The organism is Chryseobacterium sp. JUb7 (genome assembly GCF_024806495.1).
Taxonomy (GTDB): domain Bacteria; phylum Bacteroidota; class Bacteroidia; order Flavobacteriales; family Weeksellaceae; genus Chryseobacterium.
This window is the reverse complement of record NZ_JANUFF010000001.1, coordinates 710,153-722,244: the sequence shown is the minus strand read 5'-3', so window position 1 is coordinate 722,244 and position 12,092 is coordinate 710,153. Positions and strand designations below refer to the sequence as shown.

The following is a 12,092-nucleotide window of genomic DNA, read 5'->3' as shown; positions in this document are numbered from 1 at the left end:
ATTTACTCACATGAAAAAATTCAGAATAAATACTGCAGCAAAAATTTTGTTGTGTACAGTGGTACTTTCCAGTTGTTCAGATATTTTGGAAGAAGAGCCGCGCAATATCTATACACCGGAATATTTTGAGACTGAAGGCGGGGTTTTAGGTGGAATTACTTCGATGTATGCCCATTTAAGATATATCTACGGAAACGGATATTGGTTAAATGCTTGTGAGACAGGAACTGATGAATATACTTATGGACATGCCGGTGACGGGAATTTCAAAGATATGGATATGTCGGGAGCCGGAAATTTAACGCCGTCTTCCAGCCGTGCCGATGTTTTATGGAATAATGCTTTCAGAAATATTAATACCGCTAATGGAGTGATTGCCAAAGGTTCGGGCGTAGGAGTTTCTGATGCGATCATTGCTGAGGCAAGATTCTTCAGGGCCTTTGATTATTTTATGCTGGTTCAGACTTTTGGAGGTGTTCCCTTGGATTTAGGTTCCGGAGAACTGCAGTTCAATGTTAGTACATCCAGAAGTTCAAAAAGAAATACGGTTCCGGAAGTGTATTCAAAAGTTATATTTCCGGATTTAATAAAAGCTCTGGCAGATCTACCAAGCGCCCCGCGCATAACAGGTGGAGTAACTAAAAATGTAGCCAGACTGTTTTTAGCAAAAGCTTATCTTACGTACGGATGGTGGCTTCAGAATCCAAACGGTATTCCCACATATCCGCAGGCGGACAGAATAGATCCGAACGGACAAGCTGCACCGTGGTATTTTCAGCATGCATATGATATGGCATTGGAAGGTATCAACAACCCTGGAAACTATGGTCTTCAGTCTACCTATTATGATGTGAATCTTGCACAGAATGACAGAAATAAAGAAATGATGCTTTATGCCGATCACACAGAATCCAGTGAATATTACGACGGTTCCAGCCATTCTTACAATACAGGAGCGTCACCGGGAAATTTTGCCGCATGGATGACAACCTGGGATTATACCTTCCTTGAAAGTTCTCCAAATCCACAGTGGCAGTTTAATGCACAAAACAATATTAATCCTGTAAGATCTGTACAGAGAGAAGCTGCCCAGGCTTACGGAAGACCTTGGAAAACAATGGCTCCGACTATTGAGGTGGTGAAAAATACTTTTGCAGATAAAACAAACGATTCAAGATATGACGGAACTTTTGTCACTACTTTTCGTGGAAACTGGAACAAAGCCGGCATTGCCACACCTACCTTGTACGGAGCAAACGGACTTCCGGTACAGCCGGGAAGTGCAATTCTGACTTTCTTAAATAATGATCCTGCAGGAACAATAGATTATTCGAACAGTATCTACAAAAGTAATGTAGGAGCAGGAGTGGTATCCGGGAGAGCCGACTTTGTGATTGCTCCAAGCGGAATCAGCAGGTATGCCTATCCGAATCTCTGGAAAATAGGAACTTACAGAACAGATAACGGAACAGGTCTGGGACAGCCAAACGGAGGAATTACCCGCCCGTTTCCGGTAGCTAAATTCTCAGAGTTCTATTTTGTGGCAGCAGAAGCTGTGGTAAAAGGAGCTTCAGGTGCAATGAGTGCCAGAGATTTAATTAATGTGATAAGAGCCCGCGCCGGAAAATGGCGTTGGGATAACAACGGAAACATTGCAAAAACAGAAGACAACAGCGCAGCAATGATTGCAGCAACGCCTTCAGCAATTACAATCGATTATATTCTGGCAGAAAGATCCCGCGAATATTATGGGGAAGGCTACAGATGGTTTGATCTGGTGCGTACTCAAAGATGGGGAGACCTGGCAAAAAACTATACGATCTGTGGTCCGGCAGTGGGAAACCACACTCCGCAGACGTTTACAAGAAATATATCTAATTATTTGTATTTAAGACCAATTCCTCAGGATCAGATAGACAAAATGCAGGGGACGCAGGCAGAATTGGCAGCTTACCAGAATCCGGGATATTAAGGGATTTTAAAATTAATTTTTTACATTCATATCAAAAAAACAAAGCAGGTGATTTGGCCCGCCTGTTTTGTTTAATAAAAATCAAAAATTATGGAAAAAACATGGCGCTGGTTTGGTAAAAAAGATAAAATCAGATTAGATATGCTCCGGCAGATTGGGGTAGAAGGTATTGTTTCTGCTCTTCACGATATTCCGAATGGAGAAATCTGGTCTCTGGAAGCAATTAATGAATATAAAAATTACATAGAAAGCTTCGGATTGCGTTGGTCTGTTGTAGAAAGTCTTCCGGTAAGTGAAGCGGTCAAATATGGTGGTGAGAACAGGGATTTCCTGATCGAAAATTATATAAAGAGCCTTGAAAATTTAGGGAAAGCAGGAGTTACAACGGTTTGTTATAACTTTATGCCAGTCCTCGACTGGGCGCGTACTGATCTTTTTCATCAATGGGAAGACGGTTCGTCGTCACTGTATTTCGATAAAGCAAAATTTGCCTACTTTGAAATTCATATTCTGGAAAGACAAGATGCCGAAAAGGAATATACGTCCGAAATTCTTGCTAAAGTTGAGGAATTAAAAAAGACGATTACCGAAGAGGATAAAAATGAATTAATTGATTCTATTATTGTTAAAACACAAGGTTTTGTTAATGGTAATATTAAAGAAGGCGATCAGAATCCGGTTGCTATTTTTAAGAGCTTATTGGCATTATATGACGGAATAGATAAAGATCAGCTGCGTCAAAACATGAAATATTTCCTCGAAAAAATAATGCCGGTCTGCGAACAGTACGGAATTCAGATGTGTGTGCATCCCGATGATCCTCCGTTTTCATTACTGGGATTACCAAGAATAATAACTTGCGAAGAAGATATCGACTGGTTTTTAAATGCGGTTGACAATCCACATAACGGACTGACTTTCTGTACAGGCTCCTTGAGTGCAGGGCTGCAGAATGATGTTCCCAAACTGGCTCAGAAATACGCTTCCCGTACAAAATTTGTTCATCTCAGAAGTACAAATGTCTTCGAAAACGGAGATTTTATAGAAGCTCATCATTTAGAAGGAAGAGGAAAAATTATCGATGTGATCCGGATTTTTGAGAAAGAAAATCCAGGCCTGCCGATGCGTATTGACCACGGTCGTCTGCTGACAGATGATATTGATAAAGGCTACAATCCGGGATATTCATTTCTGGGGCGAATGTTGGCTTTGGGGCAGATCCAGGGGGTGATCGCAACCATACAAAGTGAATTACCGCAAAGCTAATTCAACAGTTTGTAATAATTATTTTAAAAAGTAAAGAAAGAAAAAGAGTTAAAGACCAGGATAAAACCTTATCAAAAACAATCAACAATTATCCATTAACATTTAAGCATCAACCAAAATACAATGAACGAAATATTCAGCATAAAAGATAAAGTAGCCGTCATTACAGGAGCTTCAGGAGTTCTAGGAGAAACCCTTGCCAGGAGCTTCATCGAAGCCGGAGCAAAAGTAGTTGCTTTGGGACGGAATCAGGAAACATTGGATAATCGTGTTAAAGAATTAACAGGATCAGGAGGTGATGCATTTGCCGTTGAAGCCAATGTTATGAATATCGAAAGCCTTGAATCAGCATCAAAAAAGATTCTTGAAAAATACGGAAGAATTGATATTTTACTCAATATTGCCGGCGGAAATATTCCTGCGGCGACTCTTTCTCCCGAGCAGTCTTTTTTTGATATGAATCTGGATGGATGGGATGAGGTGACCGATTTGAACATCAACGGAACGGTCTATCCGAGTTATGTTTTCGGAAAAGTAATGGCAGAACAGGGAAGTGGAAGTATTGTCAATATATCTTCAATGGCGGCTTATTCTGCAATTACAAGAGTTGCGGGATATTCTGCAGCCAAATCAGCAATTACCAATTTTACCCAATGGCTGGCTTCAGATCTGGCATTGAAGTACGGCGACAAAATTCGTGTCAATGCTATTGCTCCCGGATTTTTTATAGGCGATCAAAACCGCGCCATTTTATTGAATCCTGACGGTTCTTTAACCGACAGAAGTAAAAAAGTCATTGCAAAAACACCTATGGGACGTTTTGGAGATGCTGATGAACTGAATGGAGCCGTACAATTTCTCTGTTCGGACGCGGCAAGCTTCATTACAGGAGCTTTACTTCCTATTGATGGAGGTTTCAGTGCTTTTAGCGGCGTTTAAATTAATCACAATCAGTTTTATATAGTTAGTAAACAAGGTCATTCATATTAGTTTGACTTGACCTTGTTTTTTCTAGTTTGAATTAAATCTATCCACTTGTTTTGATAAAATGAAAGACGACAAAAAATAAGTGATTTTAAATATAAGCTCAATTTTTCCATGCCATAATCATAAAATACTATGAAAACTTTTTTTACAAAACCTCTTTTTGCAATAGCTGTTTTATTTTTATCTGAAAATAGTTCAGCACAAATTTTCTCAGATTTTATTTATAAAGGCAACGATAAAATATACGTTGAAAATCCTCTTAAAGAAAACGAATTTTATTCTCCTGTTCTTCAGGGCTGTTATCCCGATCCGAGTATCACGAGAAAAGGAAATGATTACTATCTGGTGAATTCTTCATTTTCCATGTTTCCGGGAGTTCCTGTTTTTCATTCTAATGATTTGGTGAACTGGAGGCAGATTGGGCATGTATTAGACCGTCCGTCGCAACTGAAAGTAGAAAAAGCCGGATTTTCTGAAGGGATTTATGCTCCTGATATCAAATATAATCCATACAACGATACTTTTTATATGGTTACCACTCAGATTGCGAGTGGTATCGGAAACATGATCGTAAAAACAAAAGACCCTGAAAAGGGTTGGAGTGAGGTTCAAAAACTGAATTTTGACGGGATTGATCCTTCCATTTTTTTTGATGATAACGGAAAAGCGTATATTGTTCATAATGATGCACCACCAAAAGGAACAGAGCAATATAGCGGTCATCGCGTGATCAAAATTTGGGACTACGATTTGGAAAAAGACCAGGTTGTTGCCGGAACGGATAAAATTATTGTCAATGGTGGTGTAGATATTACTCAAAAACCAATCTGGATCGAAGGCCCGCATCTGTATAAAAAAGATGGAAAATATTTTCTGATGTGCGCCGAAGGTGGAACCGGAGGAAATCACAGTGAAGTTATTTTTATGAGTGATCATCCGAAAGGTCCGTTTGTTCCTGCTGCCAATAATCCTATTTTAACCCAAAGATACTTTCCGAAAGACAGAAAAGATAAAGTAGATTGGGCTGGCCATGCAGATTTGGTCGAAACTCCTGATGGTAAATATTACGGAGTATTTCTGGGGATACGTCCGAATGAGAAAAACAGAGTGAATACAGGTCGGGAAACCTTTATTCTTCCCGTAGACTGGAGCGGAACATATCCTGTGTTTCAAAATGGTCTGGTTCCTATGAAACCCAAGTTGAAAATGCCGGATGGAGCTAAAAATCAAACAGGTCAAAATGGATTTTTTCCAAACGGAAATTTCACGTTTAATGATCATTTAAAAAATTCGCAGCTCGACTTCCGATGGATAGCCATGAGAGGAGCCCGCGAAAATTTTATCTCCTCTACGAAAAATGGATTGAAAATTAATCCTTTTACAACTAATATTAAAGCAAAAGCTCCTGTTTCTGCATTATTTCACAGACAGCAGCATGCTTCGTTTGAAGCAACGGTAAGTTTAGATTTTAAGCCAAAGTCAGAGAAAGAATTAGCAGGAATCACCTGTTACCAGAGTGAAAATTCAAATTATGTTTTCGGACTGACAAAAAAAGAGAAAGATTTTTATTTGGTATTGGCAAGAACGGAAAAAGGAAATTCAACGTTGGTTTCAAGTGAAAAAATCACACTTTCAAAAAACATACGGCTTCAGGTGATGGCCGAAGAAGATAACTACCAGTTCAGGTATTCGGTAGATGGTAAAAACTTCCATAATCTGGGCGGAAAAGTTTCCGGAGATATTCTGTCAACGGATGTGGCAGGAGGATTTACAGGAAGTCTGATTGGTTTGTATGCTACATCATCGAATGATATTCAGCCTTAATTTTTTCTAATCAATAACAAATTTCACATGATGAATTCTTTATCAAAATCACTGGTTGTCCTGCTTTTATTTTTGTTCTGTGGAATTAAAATAAAAGCGGCAGAGCCTTTTATCACGACAGAAAAAAAAACGGATGTGCTTGTTATTAAAGAAAAGTCTACTCAGTTTTCATTATTTACAGATAAAGGAATTGATAAAGGCGTTTTAAGGGCCGTAAATAATCTTAAATCTGATTTTCAGAAAGTAACAGGCGTTTTTCCTGGTTTTTCAGATCAGATTTCAGCTTCTCAATCTCCGGTCATTGTGATTGGAACTATCGGAACCAATTCGATCATTGATGAGTTGATAAAACAAAAAAAATTAAATGAAAAAGAGCTGAAAGGTAAAAAAGAAAAATTTATCATTCAGAATACAAAAGATTTCAACGGAGCTTCTGAAGTGATCATTATTGCAGGAAGTGATAAACGCGGAACGATTTATGGAATTTATGAGTTCTCACGGCAGATAGGGGTTTCGCCTTGGTATTATTGGGCTGATGTTCCGGTAATTCATAAAGAAAATCTCTATTTTAAAAAAGGTATATATACAGATGGGGAACCGGCGGTAGACTACCGCGGAATTTTCCTCAATGATGAAGAACCTTCACTGGGAAGCTGGGCAAGAGCTGGTTTTGGCGGAATTAATTCCCAATTTTACGAAAAAGTTTTTGAGCTGGTTCTCCGGTTAAAAGGTAATTATATCTGGCCTGCAATGTGGGGAAAGGCTTTCTATGACGATGATCCTGAAAACGGACTGCTGGCAGATGAAATGGGTATCATTATGGGAACTTCCCATCATGAGCCGATGGCCTTGGCACAAACCGACTGGCATCGGTACATTAAAAAGAATAATCTGCCAAATATCTGGGACTACTCTAAAAATTCAGAAGTCCTGCAGCAATTTTGGAAATCAGGACTGGAACGCAGCAAAAACTGGGAAAAACTGATTACCGTTGGAATGCGTGGTGATGGTGATGAAGCAATGGGAGATAAAACCAATATTGCGTTATTGGAGAAAATTGTTCACGATCAACGAAAAATTATAGAGAAGGTAACCGGAAAAAAAGCACATAAAATCCCTCAGGTTTGGGCATTGTATAAAGAGGTTCAGGATTATTATGATGAAGGAATGCGTGTGCCGGATGATGTGATTTTACTGTTCTGTGATGATAATTGGGGAAATATCAGAAAGCTTCCGGACCTTTCGAAGCCCTTGCATAAAGGTGGTTACGGAATGTACTATCATTTTGATTACGTAGGCGGACCGAGGAATTCCAAATGGATTAATATCAGTCCGATTCAGAGAGTTTGGGAGCAGATGAATCTGAGCTACGAACATAAAGTAGATAAACTTTGGGTCGTGAATGTGGGAGATTTGAAACCAATGGAGTTTCCCATCAGTTTTTTCATGGAAATGGCTTGGAATCCAAAGAAGTTTAAAGCTGACAATCTTTTGGAATTCACAGAAAACTGGTCTGAAGAACAGTTTGGAACTCAATATTCAAAAGACATTGCAAGAATGATTAATACCTATGCAAAATACAACCGTCGTGTAACTCCCGAAACCCTTAATTGGAATACCTATAGTCTTGAAAATTATAATGAATTTGAAAAGGCAGTCAACGATTACAGAAATTTATCTCTTGATGCGAACAGGCTCTACAACGAGATTCCCGAAGAATATAAAGATGCCTATTTCCAGTTGGTTCTTTATCCGATTGATGCCTGCAGTAATTTGTATGAGCTTTATTTTAATGTGGCAAAAAATCACCGGCTTGCTTCTGAAAAAGACAGAAAAGCCAATGGTTTTGCAGATAATGCAAAGAGAAATTTTGAATATGATGCTGTTTTACAGAATAAATACAATCATGAAATTTCCGGTGGAAAATGGCAGCATATGATGGATCAGACCAGAATTGGATACAGCAACTGGCAACAGCCGGAAAAAAATATAATGCCTGAAGTGTTTTATATTTCAGAAAATGAGGCGACAAAAAATAAAGTCTTTAAAGAAAAAGACGGTTACATTTCAATAGAAGCCGAGCATTTTTCACGCAAAAATAATTCGGACAATATTCAGTGGGAAGTGATTCCGGATTTTGGAAAGACATTGTCAGGAATCACCACTTTTCCACAAAATAAATATCCCAAAGAAAAGGAAAATATATATGTTGAATATGAAATGGATTTTTCTTCCACAGGTGAGTTTGAACTGCAGCTGCTATTGGCGCCAACTTTAAATTTTAACAATAACAAAGGGCTTCGCTATGAGATTTCTTTTGATGACGAAAAACCACAGATGGTTAATTTCAATGGAGCATATCGGGGCGAACTCGGACAATGGCAATCAGAGCACATTATAAAATCACAGACAAAACATAAGATCACGAAACCGGGAAGACACATTCTGCATTTCCGCGTTTTAGATCCGGGAATTGTTCTTGAAAAAATCCTGATCGATACTGGCGGCCTGAAGCCTTCATATCTTGGAGCCCCGGAGAGTGATTTTGATAACTAAACCAAAATATACAATAATTTGAGTTTCTAGAGAAGACAATGTCAGTTCGGGTAGATTTTGTAAAAAATTATATTGAAAAGTTTAATTTGATCAATGTTTTTAATACATTTTTTTTCATTTCATGACAGAAAACTCTTGAATTGCGAAGGTTTTTATCCCAAACTCAAGCTAAATTAAAAAAGACCAATACAAAATGAAAAATATTCAGATTTCAGATTTTGGAATAACGAAAGAAGGAGACATCATAAAGAAATATACACTCATCAACAAAAACGGAATGCAGGCAGAGATCATCAGTTTTGGAGGAATTGTAACGGCTTTAACAGCTCCTGACAGAAATGGAGCATATAAAGATGTGGTATTGGGATTTACAAATCCTGAAAATTATTTCAATGATAATTCCTATTTTTTTGGGGCCATCATCGGAAGATTTGCTAATAGAATTGCTCATGGAAAGTTCAGTTTAAATGGGGAAAATTTTAATCTGAATAAAAATAATGGTGAAAATCATCTTCATGGCGGTGAAAACGGATTTTTTGCAAAAGTATGGGAAGCAGAAATAATCTCAGATACTCAGTCGCTCAAACTTTCATACACAAGTAAAGATGGTGAAGAAGGCTACCCCGGAGAATTGATGGTAACTGTTTTTTACACACTGACAGATGAAAATGCTTTGGAAATTATTTATGAAGCTACAACAAACAGAGATACGGTAATTAACCTGACTCATCATTCATATTTTAATCTCTCAGGGAATTTTTCACAGTCAATTACAGATCATGAACTTCAAATGAATGCCGGTCGGTTTATCGCAACTGATGATTCTTCCATCCCTTTGGAAGGTTTTAGAGAAGTGGCCGGGACCCCTTTTGATTTTAGAAATTTTAAAACAATTGGTAAAGATATAGATGCAGAAGATGAACAGTTAAAAATCGCAAAAGGCTATGATCATTGCTGGGTTTTGAATGGAGAAGGCATGAGGCTGGTGGCGGAACTGTATCATCCGGAGAGTGGCAGAAAGATGGAAGTCATTACAGATCAGATCGGAATTCAGGGGTATACCGGAAATTTTCTGGATGGGAAATTTGAAACCAAAACAGGAGGTAAAAATAATCCACGTACAGGAATTTGTCTGGAAACACAACATTTTCCTGATTCTCCCAATCGAAAATCTTTTCCATCGGTGGTATTAAAAATAGGTGAAAAGTACGAAACAAAAACAATCTACAGGTTTTCAGCTAAATAATAATAAATGAAAATGCTTTTTAGAGAGCGTTTTAGGGGAAAATCTTAAGTAGATAATATTGATTTTATATATAAAACTGAAGTAAATAAGATGAATCAAATGTTAAATTAATGTTAAAGTTGAAACAGGATATTTTTACTGCGAAAGCTTTACATTTCAAAAGGCTTATTGTTAAAAATATGATAAGTTTTCACGGTTCAGTTTTTTGCATCTATTTGAAATAATCTGAAACTCAATATGAATACATTTCCTTTGATTTAACGATTGTATTGACGAAGTTTTATAATCTTATTTTTTATGATAAGGTAGTCTTGATTTAAAGAAAAGATATGTTGAATTTTTCCTGAAACGAATCTGTAAAATCTTCAGTATCCTCAAACTGTTTTATATGTAAATACTTTCTTTTATTTTTAAAAATCACGAAATATTTAGATGGTAAATATGAATTATTATTAAGTTTTTTAAGTTAAAAATAAATAACCTTCACGATGAATATGCATAAAGCTTTGATTCTTTCCGGAATTTTCCTTTCATTTTTTTCTCAGGCTCAGGAGATTCCCCGCCTGCAGAAAAAAGGAACAGCGACACAGCTTGTCGTAGATAAAAAACCATTTTTAATTTTAGGAGGCGAATTGGGAAATTCTTCTGCATCATCTTTTCAGGATATAGAAAGAGATTTTCCAAAGCTTCAGCAAATGCAGCTCAATACGGTTTTGGTGCCTGCATACTGGGATTTGATAGAACCGGAAGAGGGGAAATTTGATTTTAGCTTAATTGACAAAACGATTGAGCAGGCCAGAAAGAACAATCTTAAAGTGATCTTCCTATGGTTCGGAGCCTGGAAAAATTCGATGACATGCTATGCTCCGCTTTGGTTTAAAAAAGACTATAAAAAATATCTGAGAGCTTATTCAAAAGCCGGAAAGCCAATGGAAATTGCGAGTTCCTTTTCTGAAAATGTACTGAAGGCTGATAATAAAGTTTTCGGTGAACTGATGAAGCATATTTCAACGGTTGATAAAACTCAGGGAACGGTAGTGATGGTTCAGGTCGAAAATGAAATAGGAATGCTGGAAGGTGCCCGCGATTATTCAAAGGAAGCTAATGCAGCATTTAATACTCAGGTTCCTGAAACACTCGTGAAATTTTTAACTAAAAATAGAAAAGAACTTCATCCTTTATTACTTGAAAAATGGAGTAAGCAAGGTTTTAAGACCAAAGGAAACTGGCAGGAAATTTTTGGTGCTGATTTGTATACAGACGAATTATTCACTGCTTATTCTTATGCCCAGTATGTAGAAAAGTTAGCAAAAACAGCCCGCTCCATTCACAATATTCCTTTATACGTCAATGCGGCGATGAACAGCAGAAACAGGCAGCCCGGAGAATATCCTGCAGGCGGACCGTTGGCTCATCTGATTGATATCTGGCATGCCGGGGCTCCCAATATCGATATGCTTTCACCGGATTTGTATGATGGTGATTTTTCAAGCTGGTCTGCAAAATACAGACTTCACAACAATCCGTTGTTTGTTCCCGAAATTAAAATGACTCAGAATAATGGAGTACAGGCATTTTATGCTTTTGGGGAACATGATGCAATCGGATACAGTCCATTTTCCATTGAAAATAATTCGGAGGCAGGGAGTAAAAGACTTTCTGAAGCGTATTCAAAATTGAAGCAGCTGATGCCGGTGCTCACAAAATATCAGGGAGAAGGACAGTCCAAAGGTTTGCTTTTCGATCAGAAAAATACAGAACGTATCATCAACTTCGATGACCTGAAAATTACAGCAAAGCATTTTTTTTCGCTTCCCTGGGATTCCCGTGCAAAAGACGGAACGACATGGCCGGAAGGCGGAGGATTGATTCTCAGACTGGCAAAAGATGAATACATTATCGCAGGAAGCGGTATTGTTGTCGAATTTGAAAAAGAAAATGAGAAAAAAGAAATTCACGTCAAAGATTTAGGTGAAGACGGTTTTGCAACACAAGGGGGAAAATCACAGACTTTGAATAGCTGGGCTGGAGGAAAAAGAGCCGGAATCGGTCCGGTAGATGAAATCAGTATTGATGAAAACGGAAAATTTATTCCGATAAGAAGGTTAAACGGAGATCAGACCCATCAGGGCAGGCATGTCCGGATCGGCGTCGATGATTTCCAAATTCTTCATGTAAAATTATATGAATATCAGTAAGGTTATCAATAGTAAAGGGCTGTAGCTCGTTTACAAAAAATAA

The 12,092-nt window shown here is 37.9% G+C and carries 7 protein-coding genes; all 7 read left to right on the top strand.

Annotated features, from left to right (window positions below; translation table 11 throughout):
• Positions 1-10: 10 nt before the first annotated feature.
• The 7 genes from M2373_RS03320 (at position 11) to M2373_RS03290 (ending at position 12,049) form a co-directional block, all read left to right on the top strand.
• Positions 11-1,972 carry a RagB/SusD family nutrient uptake outer membrane protein gene (locus M2373_RS03320; protein ID WP_259107434.1) on the top strand — a complete coding sequence of 654 codons (1,962 nt, stop codon included), beginning with the start codon at positions 11-13 and terminating at the stop codon, positions 1,970-1,972.
• 90 nt (positions 1,973-2,062) lie between these two features.
• A complete protein-coding gene (uxuA, locus tag M2373_RS03315) occupies positions 2,063-3,238 on the top strand; it encodes a mannonate dehydratase (protein WP_259107433.1) in 1,176 nt (391 codons plus the stop codon).
• 123 nt (positions 3,239-3,361) lie between these two features.
• Positions 3,362-4,177, top strand: a complete 816-nt coding sequence (locus tag M2373_RS03310; protein WP_259107431.1) for an SDR family oxidoreductase — start codon at positions 3,362-3,364, stop codon at positions 4,175-4,177.
• Between the two features lie 180 nt (positions 4,178-4,357).
• Positions 4,358-6,049 carry a glycoside hydrolase family 43 protein gene (locus M2373_RS03305; protein WP_259107430.1) on the top strand — a complete coding sequence of 564 codons (1,692 nt, stop codon included), beginning with the start codon at positions 4,358-4,360 and terminating at the stop codon, positions 6,047-6,049.
• Positions 6,050-6,076: 27 nt separating this feature from the next.
• The gene (locus tag M2373_RS03300; RefSeq protein WP_259107429.1) at positions 6,077-8,605 is read left to right on the top strand and encodes a glycosyl hydrolase 115 family protein; all 2,529 of its coding nucleotides are present in this window, start codon (positions 6,077-6,079) and stop codon (positions 8,603-8,605) included.
• Between the two features lie 193 nt (positions 8,606-8,798).
• On the top strand, positions 8,799-9,851 hold the full coding sequence (locus tag M2373_RS03295; RefSeq protein WP_259107427.1) for an aldose epimerase family protein: 1,053 nt from the start codon (positions 8,799-8,801) through the stop codon (positions 9,849-9,851).
• 488 nt (positions 9,852-10,339) lie between these two features.
• Positions 10,340-12,049, top strand: coding sequence for a DUF5597 domain-containing protein (locus M2373_RS03290; protein WP_259107423.1), 1,710 nt, complete (start codon positions 10,340-10,342; stop codon positions 12,047-12,049).
• The last annotated feature ends 43 nt before the right edge of the window (positions 12,050-12,092 follow it).

Bases quoted from the DNA above. Each gene is read 5' to 3' on its own strand.
- M2373_RS03320 (WP_259107434.1), top strand. From the start codon at position 11: ATGAAAAAATTCAGAATAAATACTGCAGCAAAAATTTTGTTGTGTACA.
- uxuA (WP_259107433.1), top strand. From the start codon at position 2,063: ATGGAAAAAACATGGCGCTGGTTTGGTAAAAAAGATAAAATCAGATTA.
- M2373_RS03310 (WP_259107431.1), top strand. From the start codon at position 3,362: ATGAACGAAATATTCAGCATAAAAGATAAAGTAGCCGTCATTACAGGA.
- M2373_RS03305 (WP_259107430.1), top strand. From the start codon at position 4,358: ATGAAAACTTTTTTTACAAAACCTCTTTTTGCAATAGCTGTTTTATTT.
- M2373_RS03300 (WP_259107429.1), top strand. From the start codon at position 6,077: ATGATGAATTCTTTATCAAAATCACTGGTTGTCCTGCTTTTATTTTTG.
- M2373_RS03295 (WP_259107427.1), top strand. From the start codon at position 8,799: ATGAAAAATATTCAGATTTCAGATTTTGGAATAACGAAAGAAGGAGAC.
- M2373_RS03290 (WP_259107423.1), top strand. From the start codon at position 10,340: ATGAATATGCATAAAGCTTTGATTCTTTCCGGAATTTTCCTTTCATTT.